1 protein-coding gene is annotated in these 409 nt (G+C 72.4%); it reads right to left on the minus strand.

Going from position 1 to position 409, the window contains the following annotated elements:
• Nucleotides 1–409, minus strand: a 409-nt coding sequence (locus QSK17_RS35795) for a transposase (RefSeq protein WP_502889358.1), incomplete at both ends; no start/stop codon positions are given.

Raw genomic sequence — 409 nt, forward strand, 5'->3', positions numbered from 1 at the left:
TCGGGCAGCGTAGCGATCGTGGCGGCTATGGCATCGCGCACGGCTTCGGCACCGTGCCCGGCAAGCGCCGGGCCGTTCTTGACCCGCCGGCCCTCGCCGTGGCCTTCCATCCGGGGCAAATGCAGCAGCATCGTGAACCGGGTGGTGCGCTCGACCAGCGTGCCGATCGCGGAACTGCCCAAGCCGATGATGAGGTCGCCTTCCCAGTGCCCGGGCACGGCCCGGTCGGCGGCCTCCGCGGGCCGCTGACTGATCAGCACTTCCTCGCTGACGAACGTCTTTCCGCGCTGGCGGGTCCGGGCCCGGGGCACCCGCAGCGCACGGCCGGTGCGCAGGCAGGCCGTCAGCTCGCGGCGCAGCGCCCCGCGGCCCTGGATATACAGGGCCTGGTAGATGGCCTCGTGCGAGA

It is taken from the genome of Microtetraspora sp. NBRC 16547 (assembly GCF_030268965.1).
Taxonomy (GTDB): Bacteria; Actinomycetota; Actinomycetes; order Streptosporangiales; family Streptosporangiaceae; genus Microtetraspora.